Origin of the sequence: Burkholderia sp. MSMB1835 (assembly GCF_001526365.1) — a bacterium.
Classification (GTDB): Bacteria; Pseudomonadota; Gammaproteobacteria; order Burkholderiales; family Burkholderiaceae; genus Burkholderia.
In genome coordinates this window covers 137517-155847 of record NZ_LOYP01000018.1, presented here as the reverse complement: position 1 = coordinate 155847, position 18331 = coordinate 137517, and the positions used below count along the sequence as shown (strand labels likewise).

Here is an 18331-nt window from a genome sequence, read left to right as displayed (position 1 = left end):
GTGCCAGGCAATGGCCCGACACGGCGCGCCACCCCGCCGGACGTAAGTGTCTGATGGCCCTCGTGCCGCGGATTTTCTCCGTACGGCGATTTTTTGTTTGATATTGGATCTGCATCTCTACCGCCCTCGCCATATTAGTTATTTCCTTTTATCGCGAATAACCAACGATTCGCTTGATCAGAGCGAATTGTCGCGGTGCACCATTACTCTCTTTTATGTTACTGCTCGTGCCTGCATTTAGATTACACCGGTCTTTCACGTACATGATTGCACTCCGCTGCAGCTTTTACAAATATTTTCAGTCTTTCGTGCATATATTTTTCTCTCATCCTAAAAAGATGAACAATTTTCAGGATTGATTCGCCGAATTCGTTGCCATGACAATGATTCATCCAGACCGGGTTATCTCGAAAAGCCCGGCCCGCGCGGGTCTGCGCCCACTTCAGCGGAATGAAAGCAAGAGCAGATTTCGGTATGCAACTGTATTGAGACTGCGCATCCCGACGCATCGCATCCACCTATAAACCTCGTCGGCAAAAAGGATTTTCCGGAAAACCCAGAGACATCCCCGGCATCTCCGAATCCGACACCTATTTCTGCCGAGCACTGGCATCCAATTCGGCCTTCGCCGTAACGATATTCATTCACACCGAAAACCAGCCTCCCCAAACCGACCCGGCGGCCTCGAAAAGGAAACAAATAATGAGTTTTTGCCGAAATTGAATCCTCGTTACGAATAATCGATGCGCATTTTGTCCGCGCACCGGCCATCGCCGGCATCGCGCGGACACGCGTGCGTGGACCGCAGTCCTGAATTACCATCGTGCATCCTCACGCGGCGGGCTTGGCCGTCGTCGGTTCAAGGTCGGATATCCCGGATCAATCGATCGTGCTCGCTCTCATCATCGTCGCCGGCCTGTGGGCCGGCCTCCAGAACGCGCTCGCGGGCGGCGGTTCGTTCGTCACGCTGCCCGCGTTGATCGTGTCGGGAATGTCGCCGCTCGCGGCCAACATCACGTCGACGGTCGCACTGTTCCCCGGCCAGGTCACCACGGGCTGGGCTAGCCGGAACATGGTGAGCGGCGTGGGCAAGCTGCCGTTTCGCGCACTGTTCGCGATCAGCGTGGCCGGCGGCGCGCTCGGCGGCCTGCTGCTGCTGAAAACGCCGTCGTCGATCTTCTCGCAGCTGGTGCCGTGGCTCGTGATGTTCGCGACGGTCGTGTTCGCATGGGGCAGTTTCTTCCGCAAACCGGACACTGGCGCGCAACATCTCGGCCCCGTCGCGACCGGGGTCTCGCAGTTCCTGATCGCGGTCTACGGCGGCTACTTCGGCGGCGGCATCGGGTTCCTGATGATGGCCGCGCTGACGATGGCCGGCCTGCCGCCTCGTCGCGCGACGTCGACCAAGAACGCGCTGGCGGGCGTGATGAACGCGTCGGCGGTCGTGCTGTTCCTCACGTCGCCGCACCTGCACTGGCGCGCGGCGATCGCGCTCGGCGGCGGCGCGATCGTCGGCGGCCTGCTCGGCGCGTGGGCGCTGCATCGCGTGAACGAACGCGTGCTGCGGATCGCGATCGTCTGCATCGGCGCGCTGCTGACCGTCGGGTTGTTCGTCAAACCGATCTGAGCCCACGCTCGTCCCTGCCGCGATCGCGGCAATTGATGAGCAAACCGCAAGACGTCGTTCGCATATCTCGTTTGCCGTTGCGGCGGTGCCCGACCACAATCCCGGTTGTCGCGATCATCGCCCTCTCGCGGGCGCCGACCGGCACACCGTGGCCGTCATTTCGATTCACCGCCGTCGGTCCGGCACATCGCGTCACCCCACGCTCCCTCGACATCGGCGCCCGTGCGGCAGAACGCTTGCCGACGCGCCGTCCGATACGTTCCCGGCCAACAATAACTAGAGGTAGGAGATGCAGGACAACTCGTTGAGGCAAAGCCTCAAGCAACGGCACATCACGATGATCGCGCTCGGTGGCGTGATCGGCGCGGGCCTGTTCGTCGGCTCCGGCGCGATCATCGCAACGGCCGGCCCCGCGGCGATCCTGTCGTACCTGATCGGCGGCGTGATCGTCACGCTGGTCATGTTCATGCTCGGCGAAATGGCGTCCCGCAATCCCGACAGCGGCTCGTTCTCCACGTACGCGAGCAGCTATCTCGGCGAATGGGCCGGCTTCGCGGTCGGCTGGCTGTACTGGTTCAAATCGATGATGACGATCACCGTCGAAGCGATCCTGCTCGGCGCGATCCTCCACGATTTCCTGCCGTGGCTGCCTGTGTGGGGCGGCGCGCTGTTCATGCTCGTCACGCTGATCGCGAGCAACGCCTACTCGGTGCGCTCGTTCGGCGAAGCCGAATACTGGCTGTCGTTCGCGAAGGTCGCGACGATCGTCGTGTTCATGGCGCTCGGCGCATCGATCCTGCTCGGCTTCCAGCCGCGTATTCCCGCACCGGGGTTCGTGAACCTGACCGAGCACGGCGGCTTCATGCCGAACGGCATCTCGCCCGTGCTCGCCGGCGTGATGGTGGTGATCTTCTCGCTCGGCGGCAGCGAGATCGCGGCCGTGGCCGCGGGCGAATCGGAAAACCCGCGCAGGAACGTGATCCGCGCGATCAAGAGCGTGATCGTGCGCGTGATGGTGTTCTACGTCGGCTCGGTGTCGATCCTGATCCTGTGCATGCCGTGGACCGACAAGGTCAACCTGAAATCGCCGTACGTGTCGCTGTTCGGCATGGCGGGCTTCACGGGGGCGGCCGTCGCGATGAAGATCGTGCTGTTCGTGTCGTTCATGTCCGTGATGAACTCGTTCCTGTTCTCGAACTCGCGCATGCTGTTCTCGCTGAGCCAGCGCGGCCACGCGCCCGCGATGTTCGGCCGCACCAACGCGAAGGGCGTGCCGATGAACGCGCTCGTGCTGTGCCTCGCCATCTGCGTGTCGATCCTCGGCATTCACTTCGTGAGCGGCGGCGATCTGTTCCTGATGCTCGCGAAGAGCAGCGGCGCGTTCGTGATGATCGTGTGGATCTTCATCGTCGCCGCGCACTTCGCGATGCGCCGGCAGACGCGGCACGAGCAACGCGACCCGACGGCGTTCCGCGCGTGGTTCTATCCGGTGTCGAACTGGGTCGCGCTGCTGGCGTTGGTCGCCGTGCTGGGGTCGCAGGCGTTCAATCCGGATTCGCGCTTCCAGTTCTGGTTCACGGTGCTGACGGCGCTCGCGATCGTCGCGGCGTACTTCTTGCGGCGCAAGCAGCCGTCATTCGGGCAGGCAGCCGGCGCGAAGAGCCGCTGACGAGCGGGACGCCGACCGGCGCGCGCGCTCCGTTCAGCCGAACGGCCGCACGCCGATCAGCGGGCCGTGCAGGAACAGCGCGAACACGGCCCAGGCGACGAGCCCGGCGGCAACGGCCGCGACGTCGCCGGCCAACCCGCCGGCCGGATAGCGGACACCGTCGCGGCGATCCCGCGCACGCGACACGACAAAATCGACGATCGACCACACGAAGAACGCCCCGAACAGCACGACCGCGTGCACGGTGCCGTTCACGAGCAGATGCGCCACCGCCCAGACCATCACGCCGGCCAGCATCGGGTGCCCGACGAGCGTCTTGATCCGGTTGCGCGGCACATACGACGCGGCAATCAGCACGAACGCGACTGCGGTCAGCATGCCCGTCAGGTGGCGCACGCCGACCGGCGACACCCACAGCAACGTCGCGCCCGTACGGGCGATCCCGTACCCCCAGATGATCAGCGCGAAGCCGACGATCGACGCGATCGCGTAACCGCCCTTCCAGCCCCGCTCGCCGATCCGCTCGATCGTCGCGGACCGCCAGCCGTCGGCGACGATCCGGATCGAATGCACACCGAGGAAGATCGCTAAACCGAGAATCAGGACGAGCATCGGCTGTCTCCGTCTGGAATGATGAGTGGGGAAGCGTTCCGCGCGGCGTCCGGTGCGCCGTTCGCGGGGCCGGCGGCGAGGCCGGCGCAGGTCGCGCGAGGCACGGGCGCAACCCGCGCCGATCATAAACGCCGGGGCCGTCGTTGTGAAGCCTGCACGATGTGCGGTGCGTCAAGCTCGGTGCATGTGTGCGCCGGGTCGTGCGGGTACGCCCGAAAGAAAGGAAAACGAAAAATCGCGAGGCTGTCGCGCCGCGCGGTCGGTACTACGTCTGCTTGCGCTTCGTCGCGGGCTTCGCCGCCGGTGCCCGTGACGATTTCGACGCCGGTTCCGCTTTGCGCGCCGACGCCGGTTTCGATGTGGATTTCGCCGCTGGACCGGTCACCTTTTTCGACGCCGGTTTCGATGCGGGCTTCGCTGCAGCTTTCGGCGCGGCTTTCGCTCCTGCCGCGGATACCGTCTTCGACGCCACCCTCGCCTTGCGCTTCGGCGGCCCGGCCAGCAGCGCCGCGCGATATGCGCTGCGGCACCAGTCGAACAGCGCGCCCGCGTCCTCGAGCACGTCGGCCGGCGTTTCGTAATAGCCCTCGAGCGAGACGGTACGCGTGGGCCGCGCATACGAGAACGGCCCCATCCCCGCCGCGACGAACGCCGGGCGGTTCACATCGTCGACGCGCAGGAACAGCGACCCGCGCGACATGAAGCCGAACATCACGCCGTCGAGCCGCAAGGCCGCACCGCTGAAGAACCGTGCGACGGCGACCGTACCGAGCGGCGCAAGCTGATACGCGATTTCCTCGCCGTGCGCCTTCTCCGCCTGCCAGCTCATGCGGAAGCCTCGCAGCGCTGCGTCCATGCATCGAGCTCGGCCGCGTCGAAACCGACGGCCGCCGCGCTCTCGCGGATCTGCCGCCACGTCGCGCGGTCGACCGGAATGCCGGCCGTGCCGCGTACGGCGCGGCTCGCCTCTTCCGGCTCGCCGGGCACCTGCACCGGCGCATCGCCGGCCCGCGGCGACGCCTTCGCCCATGCGACGAAGGCATCGGCTTCGCGTTCGGCGTCGGCCGCGTCGAACGCTTTCGGATCGATCAGCACCGACAGCATCCCGTTGACGATCGCGCTCGTCTTCTGCAGCGTATCGCCGTACGTCGTATGCCCGCCCACGAGCGCGCCGCCGAAGATCTCGCACATCGCCGCGAGCGCATACCCCTTGTGCAGCCCGAACGGGAGCAGCGCGCCGAACGGCTGCTCGTGCATCACGGCCGGATCGTCGGTCGGCTGGCCGCGATGGTCGATCAGCGCCCCGGCCGGCACGCGCTTACCCTGGTTGTAAGCGACGCGCGTCTTGCCGTACGCGATCGCGCTCGTCGCGAAATCGAGCAACAGCGGCGGCTTGCCCACCCGCGGATACGCGGCGCAGAACGGGTTCGTGCCGAAACGCGGATCGGTGCCGTGCAGCGGCGCGACCAGCAGGTCGCCCGGCACGTTGACGAAATGGAACGACACGAGCCCCGCGCGCGCGCATTGCTCGGCCCAGTGCCCGATGCGGCCGAGATGATGGACGTCGCGCAGCCCGATCGCGCAAATGCCCATGCGCCGCGCGCGCTCGATTCCTTCGACCATCGCCTCGAACGCGATCACCTGGCCGAAGCCGCGGCCGCCGTCGATCGTCAGCACCGCGCCGCCGTCGCGGACGATCGACGCGTGCCCGTTCAGTTGCAACTGCCCTTCCCGCCACGACGCGACATAGTTCGGGATCATTCCGACGCCGTGCGAATCGTGGCCCGCGAGATTCGCGCCGACCAGGTGATCGGCGACGAGCGTCGCCTCGCGCGGATGGCTGCCGGCCCGTTCCCAGAGCGCCGCGACGAACGCATGCAGCGGTTCGGCGCGCATGCGCAGCGGTTCGGTATCGGGCGTCGGCAGTGCGGTCATCGGCAACACTCCATCAAGTCGGTTCGGGTCAGGCAGTCGGCGCGTCGGATATCGCGACGATCAGCGCGCGGTCGCGATCACGTCGGCCACGGCCGCCGTGAGCTTCTTCGCGTACGGCACGTGCAGGAACTCGTTCGGGCCGTGCGCGTTCGACTTCGGGCCGAGCACGCCGCACACCATGAATTGCGCTGCGGGGAAGCCCTCCTGCAGCACGTTCATCAGCGGGATCGTGCCGCCCAGGCCCATGTACGCGCAGTCGGCGCCGAAGTGGCGGCGCGACGCGGCGTCGAGCGACGACGCGAGCCACGGCGCGAGGTCCGGCGCGCTCCAGCCGGTCGCGGCGCCCGCGTCCGGCTTGAATGTGACCTTCGCGTTGTACGGCGGATCGAGTTCGAGCAATGCCTTCAGCTGCTGCACGGCCTGCGCGGCGTCGACGAGCGGCGGCAGCCGCAGCGACAGCTTGAACGCGGTGCGCGGACGCAGCACGTTGCCCGCATCGGCGAGCGCCGGCATGCCGGCCGCCCCGGTCACCGACAGCGACGGGCGCCACGTCGAATTCAGCAGCGCCTCGCGCGGATCGGTCGTGGTCGGCAGCACGGGTTTGCCGTCGGCGCCGCACGCCCACGGCAGCCCCTTCCATACCGTATCGCCGAGAATCGCGGCGGCCGCTTCGGCTTCGCGTACGCGGCTCGACGGAATCTCGCAATGAAACGCGCCCGGCAGCAGGTTGCCGTTCTTCGCGTCTTCGAGGCGTTCGAACAACTGGCGCATCACGCGGAAGCTCGACGGCGCGATGCCGCCGTAGACGCCCGAATGGACGCCTTCTTCCAGCACCTCGACCTGCAGGTCGCCGGACACGAGGCCGCGCAGCGACGTGGTCAGCCACATCTGGTCGTAGTTGCCGGCGCCCGAATCGAGGCACACGACGAGCGATACCTGGCCGAGCCGGTCGCGCAATGCGTCGACGTACGGCAGCAGGTCGTAGCTGCCCGACTCCTCGCAGGTCTCGATCAGACCGACGCAGCGCGGCCGCTCGATGCCCTGCTCGTCGAGCGCGCCGAGCGCCGCGAGGCTCGCGTAGATCGCATAGCCGTCGTCCGCGCCGCCGCGGCCGTACAGCTTGCCGTTCTCGAACTTCGGCGTCCACGGGCCGAGGTCCGCGCGCCAGCCGTCGAATTCGGGCTGCTTGTCGAGGTGGCCGTACAGCAGGATCGTGTCGGTGCTGCCCGAACGCGTCGCGGGCGTCTCGAAGAAAATCACCGGCGTGCGGCCGGGCAAGCGCACGATCTCGAGCTTCAGGCCCTTCACGGGCTGCCGTTCGGCCCACTGCGCGGCATCGGTGACGACGCGCTCGAGATACCCGCGCTTCGCCCAGTCGGGGTCGAATGCGGGGCTCTTCGCCGGAATCGCGATGTAGTCGGTCAGGGCGTGGAGGATTTCATCGTTCCACTTGCGCTCGATGAAGGTCACGAGCTTGTCATGGTCGAGGACGGGGGTAGTGTCGACGGAGGTCATGGTGGGGATGCCTGGATAGGGCTGACGAAAATCCAGATCATACGCCGATGCTCCCCTGCCGGCGCCCCCTTCCGCGCCGTTCAGACCGCCTTCGGAAACGCGTCGCGCAGGCGAGCGAACCGAGCCACCGGCTTCGCACACGGCAATCGCGAGCGGGCTCGACGAGCCGACCATCGGCGCCTGGATCGACGGCAAACGGGAAGGCGGCATCGGCCTCTTTTTTCGGAATGCGTGTCCGTCGCCACCGGTTGCGCTTTTCATCGTCGCGCAGCGAGCGCTCCCGCCCGGCGCCCGCTACGTGCCGCCGCGATCCATCCCGCGCCGGTACGCGGCCGGGCTCGTCGCCGCGACGCGCCGGAAATGCCGGCGCAGCGATTCCTCGGATCCGAACCCCGCGCGCGCCGCGACCTGCGCCAGCGACAACGCGGGCTGCGCTTCGAGCATGTCCTTCGCGACGTTCACGCGTTCGCGGATCAGCCACGCGAGCGGCGACATCCCCGTCGCGTCCGCGAACCGACGCTGCAACGTGCGCGTGCTCATCGCGGCCTGCGCGGCGAGCGATGCAAGCGTGTGCGGCTCGGCCGCATGCGCGCGCATCCAGTCGATCAGCTTCGCGAGCCGGTCGGTGCCGCCCGGTGCGACCGGACGCGGCACGAACTGCGCCTGGCCGCCGTCGCGATGCGGCGGCAGCACGAGGCGCTGCGCGACGCGGTTCGCGATCGCACCGCCATGATCGCGGCGCACGAGATGCAGCAGCATGTCGAGCCCCGCCGCCGAGCCGGCCGACGTGACGATCTGCCCTTCGTCGACGTACAGCGCATCCGGATTCACGCGCAGCGCCGGATAACGCGCCTGCAGGCGTTCCGCATACCGCCAATGCGTCGTCACGGTGAGGCCGTCGAGCACGCCGGCCGCCGCCAGCACGAACACGCCCGAACAGATCGAGCAGAGCCGTGCGCCGCGCCGGTGCGCGGCCCGCAGCTTCTTCAGCAACGGCTCGGGCGGCAGCTCGTCCGGATCGCGCCAGCCGGGAATCACGATGGTATCCGCGCGATCGAGCGTCGCGAGCCGGTAAGGCGCGGCAACGGTAATGCCGCCCGCCGCACGCACGGGCCCCGGCTCGCTCGCGCATACCGCGAAGCGATACCAGTCGACGCCCAGCTCGGGGCGCTCGAGCGCGAACAGTTCGACCACGCAGCCGAATTCGAACGTGCAGAGGCGATCGTAGGCGAGTGCGACGACGAGATGATTGTGCATGGCGCGATGTTACCGGAACTTGTCGATCGCGCCACTGCCGCGACGTGCGCCGAACCGCGATACTGCCCTCCATTGCGGCGCGTTCCGTGCCCGTTCAACCAGGAGAGCCTCACCATGTCCTATGTCACCGACGTCCCCGCCGCCGACAGCGTCGCCGCCCTCGCGCATTTCGAGGCATCGCTGCGCTTCGAGACCGATTGCTGGGACGTGCACGACGCACTGGCGTCCGGCGCGCCCGATTTCGTGCTGCTCGACGTGCGCGGCCCCGAGCAGTTCGCCGCCGGCCACGTGCCCGGCGCGCGCAACCTGCCGCACCGCAAGATCGTCGAAAGCAAGCTCGCCGGTTACCCGGCCGGCACGCTCTTCGTCGTCTATTGCGCGGGGCCGCACTGCAACGGCGCCGCACGTGCGGCGATCCGGCTCGCGCGCCTCGGCCGCCCGGTCAAGCTGATGATCGGCGGCGTGACGGGCTGGCTCGATGAAGGTTTCGCGCTGAGCAACGAAGTGCAGCCGGCGGACGCCGAAGCCGCCTGATCGTCACCGAAAGCGCAACAATCAATTGCCGGCACATAAACGGAAAAAGCGCGACAATCAGCCTCATTGCAGTTCGGACGGAGCAGCACCATGCATGATGCAGTCCTGATTCAAGTGGCCGGTTCAGTCGCAGCGATCGCGCTCTATTTCCTGCCGGCCGTCATTGCGGACCGGCGCGCCCGGCACGACAAGCTGACGATCGCGATGTTCAACGCACTGTTCGCGTGGACGGGCATCGGCTGGCTGATGACGCTGTACTGGGCGTGCCAGCCGAACCCGCGCACCGACGTCGCACAAACGATCCTCGCGAAGCGCCGCGGCGTCAGCATGCGGACCTTCTCGACCGGCCTCGTCGAACGCGTGCAACGCCGCGTCGCCGCCCAGGAGCAATGGGCGGAAAAGCAAGGTTGCCGTTGAGCCCCGCTTTCCCCTTCACCGTATCGCGTCGAACTTCGGCATCCTGACGTTGGTCGACGCGCGGTAATCCCATTTCAGCGCATCGCGCGGCGGCCAGCCGCCCGCGCGCAAGCGCGCCGCGAACGCCCCCGCCGTCACCGCCCGTGCGACCCGCTCGCCCGGACACCCGTGCGGCCCCGTGCCGAAGCCGAAATTCGGCCCCGTCGTGCGGCCGGGCATCAGCCGGTGCGGATCGCGATGCACGGCCGGATCGCGGTTCGCCGCCGCCAGCACGACGAGAATCGCATCGCCGGCCTCGACGCTCACGCCTTCGATCGTCGTGCGCGCCGCGACGAAACGGCGCGTGTTCTGTACCGGCGAATCGAAACGCCCGACCTCGGCGACGAATGCGTCGAGCGCGGCGGCGTCCGGCATCGCGCCTGCTTCGCCGTTCCATGCCACGAGGGCATTGCCGAGCCATGCGGCGCTCGCCTCGCACGTCTGCGACAGCAATCCGACGAGATTCGCGACCCGCGCGCCGCTCGCCTGCCAGCCCGACGCCCGGGCCGCCTGCTGCACGGCGGCGACCAGCGTGCCGTCCTCTGCATGCGACTGCGCGACGCGTTCCGTCATCCGGTCGAGCAGTTGCCGGGCGGCGTCGCTCGCGCGCGCCAGCGCCGCGGCATCCGACAGCGGCGACAGCGCGGCGACGAACTCGACGACCCGCGCCGCGATGTCGTCGAGCTGCGTTTCGTCGAAGCCGAGCAGATCGGCGACCGCGCACACCGGCACCGTCATGCACCATGCGTTCAGCGCGTCGGCATCGCCCGGCGCCGGCAGTCGCCGCGCGGCAAGCGCCTCGGCGCGATCGCGCAGCGCTTCCGTGTCGATCGGCGCAAACGCCGCGCGCAACGCCTGCTTCGGCACATCGTGTCGCGACGCGCCGTCGTTCATGCGCACCAGCTCGCCGAACAACGCGCCGGCCGTCGTGCCACGCAATGCGGGCGGCACCGGCGCGTCCAGCGGGCGCACCCGGCAGGCCGGATCGCCGAGCACGGCCGTCACGGCCGCCGCGCGGCTCGCGACCCACAGGCCGAGCGTGGCGTCGAACGCGAGCGGCGGCCCGTCGACGAGCGCTGCGTAATAGGGATAGGGATCGCGGTGCGTGACCGCTGCAATGGGATCGATCGGGTTCATGCGTCCAGTATCGGCGCAGCGCGCCGTCGCATGTTTCGGGGTGACGTGAAATGTCGTCGCACGGACGCCGCGCGCCGCGGCATCGCAGCGGCCGGCCGGCGTCAGGCCGCCGACCGGTCGCGGTGCGACTGCATGCGCAGCCGTACCCGCCCGGCCGAAATCGCGCGCGGCTCGGGCACCACCGTGTCGTGATGAAACATTTCCTGCCGGAACTCGCCGCTTTCGTCGAACCACTGGCAGATCAACCAGTCGCCGTCGTCGAACACGACCGGCCCGGCATACGTGATGGTCATGCGCGGCCCGCCCGTTTTCAGCGTCACGACGTCGCCCACGCGAAACCTGACGCGGTGATTTTCTCGGATCGTCATCGCTCTCTCAGCTTTTTATATATTGAATATATTGATATTCCCGGCGGCCCACTCACCGGTCATTGGAACGTGCCGCAGATTATCAATCAAATAATCATCCGGCAACTCCCGCGCACGGCAACGCGCTGAGCGGGAACCTGCAACAATGCGCGGGATCGTCGCGTATGACGACCCGCCGAGCGTCAGCGCCCGCGCGGCTTGCATGCCGATTGCGACCGATCGGGCGGAATGCGGAGAATAGACGACGATTTTTGCGCCGTCACCGACGATTAATTCCGACGCGAAACCGGTTGATTATTGTCAATCAACGTTATGCCGTAAACGGTTCCATCTTTTATTGGGGCTCATTCGTCGAACAAAATCGGCGAATTATCCGGTGCGGCAAACCAGCGGTTGATATCGCGCCCCGGCACGGCCGTCCGGGTAAAGGTGAACGTGCCGTCGCGCCTCATCTCCGTCGCCGCGCGCAGGAATGCGCCGAGCGCGGCCCGCGCCAGCGCGCCGCCGACGCTGACGCGCTTCACGCCGAGCGCCGCCAGTTCGTCGACGCTCAGCAACTCGCCCTGCAGACCCATGACGACATTGACGGGCGCGCCGACCGCCCGGGTCACCGCCGCGATCTCGTCGGCGTCGGTGATGCCGGGCGCATACAGCACGTCGGCGCCGGCGTCGCGATAGGCGACGAGCCGCGCGATCGTGTCGTCGAGGTCGCGCCGCCCGTGCAGGTAGTTTTCGCAGCGCGCGGTCAACGTGAACGGAAACGGCAGCGCACGCGCCGCGTCGACGGCCGCCGCGATCCGCTCCACCGACGCGTCGCGCGCGTAGATCGGCGTATCGGCGCGGCCGGTCGCGTCCTCGATCGAGCCGCCGACCGCGCCCGCCTCGGCCGCCAGCCGGATCGTTTCGGCCACCGTGTCGGGTGCGTCGCCGAAGCCGTTCTCGAGATCGGCGCTCACGGGCAGGCCGCCCGCGGCGACGAGATCGGCGATGTGAGCGAGCATCGCGTCGCGGTCGATCGCGTTGTCGGGTCGCCCTTTCGAAAACGCGTAGCCGGCGCTCGTCGTGGCGAGCGCCTCGAAACCGGCCATCGCGAGGAGGCGCGCGGTGCCGGCGTCCCACGGGTTCGGGATGATGAACGCGCCGGGGCGCGTGTGCAGCGCGCGGAAGGCTTCGGCGTGGCGGGCTTGCAGGTCGGAACGGGTCATCGCGAACTCCGGGGAAGGTGTTGACGAGTGAGCATACGCCGGTCGTGCACGCGACGTTTCAGCGTTCGCCGAAATGTCGTCGCGCAACAGGACAAACGCGCCGATGCCGAATGCAGGCCGCCACGCACGGCCGCCCGCGTCGGTTCACGTCGATGCGGACAGCCCGACGTCGACGCCGAGCAACACGTCGGTGACCGCCTCGGAGAACCGCATCGCGCGACCGTCGATCAGCACGCCATCCGGATTCGACGGATCGCGCACCGCCGGCGGCACGCCGTGCGCGACCAGCACGCGCGCGCACGCTTCCCAGTCGGGATCGCCGACGCCCTCCGGCTCGTTGACGGACGCCCAGGACAACGTACCGAGCGCATCGCTGCCGAAGCCGTGCAGGTCGCGCCAGCTTGCGCCGTGCGCGAGCAGGAACGCCAGCAGTTCGGCATCGCCGCGGAACACCGCGTGGTTCAGCGCACTCGCGTCCCAGTCGCCGCCGCGCGCGGCGATCGGCCAGCCCAGTTCGACCATCACCTTCACCGCATCGCGCGAACCCCATGCGGCGGCGTCCGGCAGCAGCCGCAGCCGGTCGTCGGACAGCGCACCGGGTAGCTCGCGATGGCGCGCCTGGATGCGTCGCGCTTCGTCGGCATCGGCGCGCGCGCAGGCCGCCACGAACGCGTCGTGTGCGTCGAGCACCTCCTCCGCGCCGGCCGCGCGCAACAGCGCCGCGACGTCGGACAACCCGGTCTGCATCGCGAGCCGGTACGCGCTCACGCCCGCGGCGGTCCGCGCGCGGGGATCGGCGCCGGCCGCCAGCAGCGCGGCGACATGACGCGCCGTACAACGCACGGCGATCGCGCGCAGCAACGGCGCACCCCACATCTTCGTCGGCCCGTCGCCGGCCGGCTCGTTCGGGTCGCCGCCATGCGCGAGCAGGCACTCGAGCGCGGCAGCGTCCGGCACGTCGAGCGCCCGCCGCAACGCATTCGTCCCGTTCATCCGGGCGCCGTGCTCGAGCAGCAGGCGCGTGCATGCCGGGTTCTCCACCGAGTGATACAGCGATTCGCCGTCGTTCGGATCGGCGCCGGCTTCCAGCAGCATCGCGGTGAGCGCCGGATCGCGATTGACGCCGGCGGCGCCATACAGCGCCGACAGCGGCGCCGACTCGTCGGGCTCCGCAAGCGAGGCCGGCGGCGTCCGGTTGCCGATCCGCTGGTTCGGATCGGCGCCCGCGTCGAGCAGATAGCGCGCGCACGTACGCAGCCGGGCCGCGAATTCGGGAAGCTGGCCGAGCCGCGAATGCGTGACGGCGACGAGCGGCGGCAACTTCAGCGCACCGCCGGCGCGCGCGATCCAGCCGGGATCGGCGGCCAGCGCCGCCTTCACCGCGTCGAGATCGCCCGACGCGCACGCGATCGCCGGGTCCGCCGATACGAGATCGGGACGATCGCGCAGCAATTGCGCGGCGACGCGCGGCCGGGCCGCGTCGAAGCCGCCGGTCACGTCGGCGCCGTACGCGAGGTCGAGCCAGCGGCGAATCAACGACGACCGCGGTTGCCGCGCGAGCGCATGCGTTTCGACGAACACGCCGAGATCGGCCCATGAAGCAAAACCGTACTCGCGCGCGATGCAGGACTGCGCGTCGTGCAGGCGGAGCCCGAGCGCGAGCGCCTCGTCATGCGTGCGATTCGCGGCCGCCGGCAGGGACTGGACGAAGCGCGCGACGGCCTCGGCGTCGCCCTGCCGGTACAGGCGCAACAATGCCTTGGCCTGCTTTTTCAGATGATCGGGATGGGCGTTGGAAGGCAGCTTTTTCATGCGGATCCTCGTGCGTGGATGGCCGAAGGTCCGCAATACCGCCAGCACAAAGGATGGGGGAAGACTGGATTTGCCGCGACAGGTGGGTTGAACCCTTTCCGCGGACCCGGAAGCGACCTGCATCGCTGGCCGGTATCGTAGGCGACGGCCGCCGGCGTCGTCAATCGTGCGGCGCGGCGGCGCTCAGCCCGCGAGTTTCTTCGTCAGGAAAATGCGGCTGTGCCCGACCGGGTAATCGTGGAGCTCGCCGAAGCGGACATAGCCGCGCTTCTCGTAGAACGGCCGCGCCTGGAAGTCGAACGTGTCGAGCCACGCACTGTGGCAACCGCGCGCGACGGCCTCCTGTTCGGCCAGATCCATGATGCGCGTGCCGGCGCCTTGGCCGCGCGCGGCCTCGGGCACCACGAGCAGGTCGACATGCAGCCAGCCGAACGCCGTGCCGCCCCACAGGCCGCCGACCACCGCGCCGGCCTCGTCGGTCACGATCACGGCCAGCGGCCGGGAGTCGACCGGGCCGGCCTGGCTTTCGTTGAAGCGGATGAGCGGCGCGACGATCTGCTTGCGCACCTCCGGGTCGCCTGCATCGGTCACGGCATAGGTCAACGTCATCGGTTGCGTGGGGTCGTGGATGAAAGTGGCCGGAAACCGTGCATGCCGCGCCCGTCAAACGACGTATGCGCCCTTCGCGTGCAGTTCCGCTTCGGTCCGCTCGAGCGCCGCGATCGCATCGCTGCCTTCGAGCGCCAGCAACTGCGCGACCAGCGCCTCGGCCATCGCATGCGCGGCCACCAGCGACGGAAAGAACGACGGGCTGTCGTGCGTGAAGATCAGTTGCGCGTCCGCGTGCAGCGCGATCGGCGACACCGCGCTGTCGGTGATCGCGACGATCCGGCTGCCCTGCGCCTTCGCGGCCTGCGCAACGCGCGTCGCTTCGGCCGAATACGGCGCGAAGCTGACGATCACCGTCACGTTCTGCTTCGCGATCGTGCGCAACTCCATTTCGAGGGAACCGGCGACGCCGTTGAGCAGCGACACGGTCGGACGAAACAGCCGGTAGCCGTAGACGAAACCGAAGGCCACCGGGTAGCACGAGCGAAACCCCGCCACGTGCACGTGCGACGCCTTGCGGATCAGCCTCGCCGCATCCGCGAGCGCGTGCTCGTTCTGCGCGGCGGTCGCCGACAGGTTGTGCTGCTGCGCGGCGAGCAGATCGTGCGCGAGCGACGCCTTCGCGTCGGGCCGCACGAGCGAGCGCGCACGCTGCGTGAGCGGTTCGGGACGCGTGCGCACGCGCGCGACGCACAGGTCGCGCAGCTCGTTCCAGCCGGGGAAGCCGAATTGCTGCGCGAGCCGCACGAGCGACGCAGGCTGCACCTGCGCGCGCTGCGCGACCTTGCGCATCGACGACGTGGCGACTTCGTCGGGATGATCGAGCAGGAAGGCGGCGCCCGCCTGAAATTGCGGGCTCAGCTCGGAAAATTGCGCCCGGATCCGGGACGCGAGTTCGTCGAAATTGGCGGCCATCTTGGTGGGAACGGAAACCGGTCGCCCATGGTATCACCGGCCCCGCGCCCACCGTCAGCGCAGCACTTCGACGTGATCGGCGTCGACCTTCACGCGGCCCGACCATTTGCGCTCGAATTCGCCGGTCAGCTTCACTTCGTGCTTGTCGCTGACGGGCTGGCCCGCGGCCCACAGCTTGGGGTCGATCTCGACGCGGATCGTGCCGGTCGCGTCGGCGAACTCGTAATCCTCGCCGCCGACGTGCTTGACGATGCGCCCCTGCAACTGCACGTGCTGGTCGTCGCGGCCGTTGGCGAGCAGCTCCTTCACGGTCGTCGTGGTCAGCGCGGACGGCCCCGTGTATTGCGCGTAGACGGCGGCAGGCAGCGCGACGAGCGCGACCGCCAGGATTCTGGCCAGGTGTTTCATGATCTCGGTCCTCTTCTTCGATGTGGCGCCGCGCTCCGTTGAACGCGACGGCGCCAGCTTACGGACCGTAAGATTAAGCAAACCTGAAGGGCATGCCGGAGCGACACGGTGCCGCATTGGACCAGTACGAACGCGGGCCGTGCACGGCGCGTATTTAAGCTCGGCCTAAGACGCGTGCGCTTATCATGAGAACCCCGGGCGCCGCGGCGCCCCCGTCGGAGAGACACGAATCCATGCGCGTACTGCTCGTCGAGGACGATCCGCTGATCGGCAGCGGGCTCGAACAGGGCCTCAAACAGGAAGGCTTCGCGGTCGACTGGGTGAAGGACGGCGACGCCGCGTCGCTCGCGTTGCGTGCGACCGGCTACGGGCTGCTGCTGCTCGATCTCGGGCTGCCGAACCGCGACGGCCTGTCGGTGCTCGCCGCGCTGCGCCGCCGCGACGAAAACCTGCCCGCGATCATCATCACCGCGCGCGACGGCGTGCCCGACCGCATCGCAGGCCTCGACAGCGGCGCGGACGACTATCTCGTCAAGCCGTTCGCGCTCGACGAGCTGCTCGCCCGCATTCGCGCGGTCAGCCGCCGCCATGCAGGCCGCGCGCAGACGACGCTCGCGATCGGCCCGCTGCGGCTCGATCCCGTCAAGCACCTCGTCTGGCTCGACGACGACGAAGTGCCGCTGTCGCCGAAGGAATTCGTGCTGCTGCACGAGCTGATGCGCGAACCGGGCGCGGTGATTTCGCGCGAACAGTTCGAGGAACGGCTGTACAGCTGGGGCGAGGAAATCGAGAGCAACGCGGTGCAGGTGCATATCCACAACCTGCGCAAGAAACTCGGCCACGACATGATCCGCACGGTGCGCGGCGTCGGCTACCGGATCGGTGACGGCACGTGACGCGCCTGCAACGCGCGGTCGCGGGCTGGCGCAACGCGTCGTTGCGGCGACGCCTGCTGACGTGGCTACTGCCGGCCGCGTGCGTGATCGGCCTGGTCGCGAGCGCCGGCACCTACTGGGGCGCGCTGCGCGAACTCGACGATCTGCTCGACGACCAGATGCGCAGCATGTCGAAACAGATCGTCGTCGGCCCGAACGGCGAGCTGTCGTTCAGCAACCACGCCAAGGGCAAGCACGGCTTCGAAGCGAGCGACCCCGATGCGGTGCTGTTGCAGGTATGGCGCAACGGCGCGCTCGTGTATTCGACCGACCGCGACTCGAAGCTGCCACCGCCCGCGCAGCAAGGCATCGCGAGCGTCGACGTCGGCGGCCAGCCGTGGCGCACCTATGTGACCGAGCGCGGCGGCACGACGATCCGGCTCGCGCAGGCGCGGCATGCGCGCTGGGAGGCGATCGCAGGCATCGCCGTCCACCTGCTGTGGCCCGTGTTCTCGATGCTGCCGCTGCTCGCGCTCGGCCTGTGGTTCGGCATCGGCGCGGGGTTGCGGCCGTTGCGGGCAATCGCGTCCGGCCTGAAGCGCAGGAATGCGAACAACCTCGAGCCGGTCGACGTCGCATCGATGCCGAACGAGGTCCGCCCGCTTGCCGAGGCCATCAACGACCTGCTCGCCCGCCTCGACCGCTCGTTCACGTTGCAGCGGCACTTCATCGCCGATGCCGCGCACGAGCTGCGCACGCCGATCATGGGGCTGTCGATCCAGTCGCAATTGCTGCAACGTGCGGCGACTGCCGAGGAACGCGAGCACATCCTCGCGCAGATCCATGCGGGCACGACGCGCCTCGGCCACCTCGCCGAACAGTTGCTGACGCTCGCACGCCTCGAGCCCGACGCGCAGGCGGCCGCCGGCGCGTCGGCGCCGGTCGATCTCGCCGCGCTGTGCCGCTCGGTGGTGTCGGACCGCGCGCGCGTCGCCGACGCGCACCGGATCGATCTCGGTGCGATCGTCGGTGCGCCCGTGACGACGGCGGGCAACGCCGACACGTTGCGCGTGCTGCTGAACAATCTCGTCGACAACGCGATCCGCTATGCGGGCGAAGGCGCGCGCGTCGACGTGTCGGCGCGCATGGACGGCGCGACACCCGTACTCGAAGTCGCCGACGACGGCCCCGGCATCCCGGAGGCCGAACGCGCGGACGTGTGGGAACGCTTCTATCGCGGCGAAGGCGCGCAAGCCGCCACGTCGTCGGGCAGCGGGCTCGGGTTGTCGATCGTCAAGCGGATCGCCGAACAGCATCGCGCGACCGTCGCGCTCGGGACCACGCGCGGCGGGCGCGGGCTGACCGTCACGGTGCGCTTCCCGCAGCCGAGCTGATAC

General features: G+C 68.4%; 19 protein-coding genes. 6 read left to right on the top strand and 13 right to left on the bottom strand.

Annotated features, from left to right (window positions below; genetic code table 11):
- Window positions 1-242 precede the first annotated feature (242 nt).
- A complete protein-coding gene (locus tag WS96_RS33600) occupies window positions 243-518 on the bottom strand; it encodes a hypothetical protein (RefSeq protein WP_156443607.1) in 276 nt (91 codons plus the stop codon).
- A gap of 371 nt (window positions 519-889) precedes the next feature.
- Between WS96_RS33600 and WS96_RS08600 the strand changes: the two genes are divergently transcribed.
- The gene (locus WS96_RS08600) at window positions 890-1627 is read left to right on the top strand and encodes a sulfite exporter TauE/SafE family protein (protein ID WP_059831863.1); all 738 of its coding nucleotides are present in this window, start codon (window positions 890-892) and stop codon (window positions 1625-1627) included.
- 289 nt (window positions 1628-1916) lie between these two features.
- The gene (locus tag WS96_RS08595; RefSeq protein ID WP_059831862.1) at window positions 1917-3296 is read left to right on the top strand and encodes an amino acid permease; all 1380 of its coding nucleotides are present in this window, start codon (window positions 1917-1919) and stop codon (window positions 3294-3296) included.
- 33 nt (window positions 3297-3329) lie between these two features.
- Here WS96_RS08595 and WS96_RS08590 read toward each other — a convergent pair whose 3' ends face one another.
- The 5 genes from WS96_RS08590 to ftrA form a co-directional block, all read right to left on the bottom strand.
- Entirely contained in the window at window positions 3330-3908 is a 579-nt protein-coding gene (locus tag WS96_RS08590) for an NnrU family protein (protein ID WP_059831860.1), read from the bottom strand.
- A gap of 265 nt (window positions 3909-4173) precedes the next feature.
- Complete coding sequence (locus tag WS96_RS08585; protein WP_059832131.1) at window positions 4174-4737, bottom strand: TfoX/Sxy family protein; 564 nt, start codon at window positions 4735-4737, stop codon at window positions 4174-4176.
- On the bottom strand, window positions 4734-5843 hold the full coding sequence (locus WS96_RS08580; RefSeq protein ID WP_059831858.1) for a malate/lactate/ureidoglycolate dehydrogenase: 1110 nt from the start codon (window positions 5841-5843) through the stop codon (window positions 4734-4736). Before WS96_RS08580 ends, WS96_RS08585 begins: the two co-directional genes overlap by 4 nt.
- A 60-nt stretch (window positions 5844-5903) precedes the next feature.
- Window positions 5904-7358 carry a M20 family metallopeptidase gene (locus WS96_RS08575; RefSeq protein ID WP_034204382.1) on the bottom strand — a complete coding sequence of 485 codons (1455 nt, stop codon included), beginning with the start codon at window positions 7356-7358 and terminating at the stop codon, window positions 5904-5906.
- A gap of 294 nt (window positions 7359-7652) precedes the next feature.
- Entirely contained in the window at window positions 7653-8615 is a 963-nt protein-coding gene (gene ftrA, locus WS96_RS08570) for a transcriptional regulator FtrA (RefSeq protein WP_059502511.1), read from the bottom strand.
- A 114-nt stretch (window positions 8616-8729) separates the two neighbouring features.
- Between ftrA and WS96_RS08565 the strand changes: the two genes are divergently transcribed.
- Window positions 8730-9149, top strand: coding sequence for a rhodanese-like domain-containing protein (locus tag WS96_RS08565; RefSeq protein WP_059823236.1), 420 nt, complete (start codon window positions 8730-8732; stop codon window positions 9147-9149).
- Between the two features lie 90 nt (window positions 9150-9239).
- Window positions 9240-9566, top strand: a complete 327-nt coding sequence (locus tag WS96_RS08560; RefSeq protein ID WP_059831856.1) for a superinfection immunity protein — start codon at window positions 9240-9242, stop codon at window positions 9564-9566.
- 15 nt (window positions 9567-9581) lie between these two features.
- Here WS96_RS08560 and WS96_RS08555 read toward each other — a convergent pair whose 3' ends face one another.
- The 7 genes from WS96_RS08555 to WS96_RS08525 form a co-directional block, all read right to left on the bottom strand.
- The gene (locus WS96_RS08555) at window positions 9582-10742 is read right to left on the bottom strand and encodes a cytochrome P450 (protein WP_059831854.1); all 1161 of its coding nucleotides are present in this window, start codon (window positions 10740-10742) and stop codon (window positions 9582-9584) included.
- 101 nt (window positions 10743-10843) lie between these two features.
- Window positions 10844-11110, bottom strand: coding sequence for a YodC family protein (locus WS96_RS08550; protein WP_059831852.1), 267 nt, complete (start codon window positions 11108-11110; stop codon window positions 10844-10846).
- 344 nt (window positions 11111-11454) lie between these two features.
- The gene (locus tag WS96_RS08545) at window positions 11455-12315 is read right to left on the bottom strand and encodes an isocitrate lyase/PEP mutase family protein (RefSeq protein ID WP_059831851.1); all 861 of its coding nucleotides are present in this window, start codon (window positions 12313-12315) and stop codon (window positions 11455-11457) included.
- 144 nt (window positions 12316-12459) lie between these two features.
- Window positions 12460-14127, bottom strand: a complete 1668-nt coding sequence (locus WS96_RS08540) for an ankyrin repeat domain-containing protein (protein WP_059831849.1) — start codon at window positions 14125-14127, stop codon at window positions 12460-12462.
- A gap of 183 nt (window positions 14128-14310) precedes the next feature.
- The gene (locus tag WS96_RS08535) at window positions 14311-14736 is read right to left on the bottom strand and encodes a GNAT family N-acetyltransferase (RefSeq protein WP_059831848.1); all 426 of its coding nucleotides are present in this window, start codon (window positions 14734-14736) and stop codon (window positions 14311-14313) included.
- Between the two features lie 54 nt (window positions 14737-14790).
- Window positions 14791-15651, bottom strand: coding sequence for a MurR/RpiR family transcriptional regulator (locus tag WS96_RS08530; protein ID WP_034204373.1), 861 nt, complete (start codon window positions 15649-15651; stop codon window positions 14791-14793).
- A gap of 54 nt (window positions 15652-15705) precedes the next feature.
- A complete protein-coding gene (locus WS96_RS08525; protein ID WP_059831846.1) occupies window positions 15706-16059 on the bottom strand; it encodes a YgiW/YdeI family stress tolerance OB fold protein in 354 nt (117 codons plus the stop codon).
- A gap of 233 nt (window positions 16060-16292) precedes the next feature.
- Between WS96_RS08525 and WS96_RS08520 the strand changes: the two genes are divergently transcribed.
- Window positions 16293-16955 carry a response regulator gene (locus tag WS96_RS08520; protein WP_034204371.1) on the top strand — a complete coding sequence of 221 codons (663 nt, stop codon included), beginning with the start codon at window positions 16293-16295 and terminating at the stop codon, window positions 16953-16955.
- Window positions 16952-18328, top strand: a complete 1377-nt coding sequence (locus WS96_RS08515; protein WP_059831844.1) for an ATP-binding protein — start codon at window positions 16952-16954, stop codon at window positions 18326-18328. Before WS96_RS08520 ends, WS96_RS08515 begins: the two co-directional genes overlap by 4 nt.
- Window positions 18329-18331: the final 3 nt, after the last annotated feature.

Excerpts from the sequence above, each read along its gene's own strand:
- ftrA (WP_059502511.1), bottom strand. The coding sequence starts at position 8,615 with ATGCACAATCATCTCGTCGTCGCACTCGCCTACGATCGCCTCTGCACG.
- WS96_RS08550 (WP_059831852.1), bottom strand. The coding sequence starts at position 11,110 with ATGACGATCCGAGAAAATCACCGCGTCAGGTTTCGCGTGGGCGACGTC.
- WS96_RS08565 (WP_059823236.1), top strand. The coding sequence starts at position 8,730 with ATGTCCTATGTCACCGACGTCCCCGCCGCCGACAGCGTCGCCGCCCTC.
- WS96_RS08545 (WP_059831851.1), bottom strand. The coding sequence starts at position 12,315 with ATGACCCGTTCCGACCTGCAAGCCCGCCACGCCGAAGCCTTCCGCGCG.
- WS96_RS08590 (WP_059831860.1), bottom strand. The coding sequence starts at position 3,908 with ATGCTCGTCCTGATTCTCGGTTTAGCGATCTTCCTCGGTGTGCATTCG.
- WS96_RS08520 (WP_034204371.1), top strand. The coding sequence starts at position 16,293 with ATGCGCGTACTGCTCGTCGAGGACGATCCGCTGATCGGCAGCGGGCTC.
- WS96_RS08580 (WP_059831858.1), bottom strand. The coding sequence starts at position 5,843 with ATGACCGCACTGCCGACGCCCGATACCGAACCGCTGCGCATGCGCGCC.
- WS96_RS08535 (WP_059831848.1), bottom strand. The coding sequence starts at position 14,736 with ATGACGTTGACCTATGCCGTGACCGATGCAGGCGACCCGGAGGTGCGC.
- WS96_RS08595 (WP_059831862.1), top strand. The coding sequence starts at position 1,917 with ATGCAGGACAACTCGTTGAGGCAAAGCCTCAAGCAACGGCACATCACG.
- WS96_RS08575 (WP_034204382.1), bottom strand. The coding sequence starts at position 7,358 with ATGACCTCCGTCGACACTACCCCCGTCCTCGACCATGACAAGCTCGTG.
- WS96_RS08555 (WP_059831854.1), bottom strand. The coding sequence starts at position 10,742 with ATGAACCCGATCGATCCCATTGCAGCGGTCACGCACCGCGATCCCTAT.
- WS96_RS08560 (WP_059831856.1), top strand. The coding sequence starts at position 9,240 with ATGCATGATGCAGTCCTGATTCAAGTGGCCGGTTCAGTCGCAGCGATC.
- WS96_RS08585 (WP_059832131.1), bottom strand. The coding sequence starts at position 4,737 with ATGAGCTGGCAGGCGGAGAAGGCGCACGGCGAGGAAATCGCGTATCAG.
- WS96_RS08525 (WP_059831846.1), bottom strand. The coding sequence starts at position 16,059 with ATGAAACACCTGGCCAGAATCCTGGCGGTCGCGCTCGTCGCGCTGCCT.
- WS96_RS08530 (WP_034204373.1), bottom strand. The coding sequence starts at position 15,651 with ATGGCCGCCAATTTCGACGAACTCGCGTCCCGGATCCGGGCGCAATTT.
- WS96_RS08540 (WP_059831849.1), bottom strand. The coding sequence starts at position 14,127 with ATGAAAAAGCTGCCTTCCAACGCCCATCCCGATCATCTGAAAAAGCAG.